The 367-nt window shown below is 43.9% G+C and carries 2 tRNA genes and 1 pseudogene (1 of these 3 running past the window's edge); all 3 read left to right on the top strand.

Annotated elements, in window-relative coordinates:
- Window positions 1–74, top strand: a tRNA-Val gene (locus tag BHV72_RS05965).
- 33 nt (window positions 75–107) lie between these two features.
- Window positions 108–182: transfer RNA gene (locus tag BHV72_RS05960), tRNA-Val, on the top strand.
- Between the two features lie 143 nt (window positions 183–325).
- A pseudogene (gene purB, locus BHV72_RS05955) lies at window positions 326–367 on the top strand (adenylosuccinate lyase); it runs 1,273 nt beyond the window's last position.

Genomic DNA, 367 nt, shown 5'->3' with positions numbered 1-367 from the left:
GGCGTTTAGCTCAGCTGGTTCAGAGCATCTGCCTTACAAGCAGAGGGTCGGCGGTTCGAATCCGTCAACGCCCACACAAAAACGAAACACTTCCGGCTCATTAACAAGGGCGTTTAGCTCAGCTGGTTCAGAGCATCTGCCTTACAAGCAGAGGGTCGGCGGTTCGAATCCGTCAACGCCCACTACCAAAAGGGAAGTCTTACGAAGAAATTCGTGAGACTTTTTTTATTTCTTACCTCTTTTATACAAACTTTCTTTGTCCTTTTGCCTTATAACTCAGGAAAAAGAGTTAATTTTGCAGTCTGATAATTATCTAAGAAAACGTATGGAACTTGATGTATTAACGGCCATATCTCCGATTGATGGT

The organism is Bacteroides sp. 43_46 (assembly GCF_001915455.1).
GTDB lineage: Bacteria > Bacteroidota > Bacteroidia > Bacteroidales > Bacteroidaceae > Bacteroides > Bacteroides caccae.
Note: the sequence above shows the minus strand (reverse complement) of the source record. Positions and strands in the feature narration are given on the sequence as shown.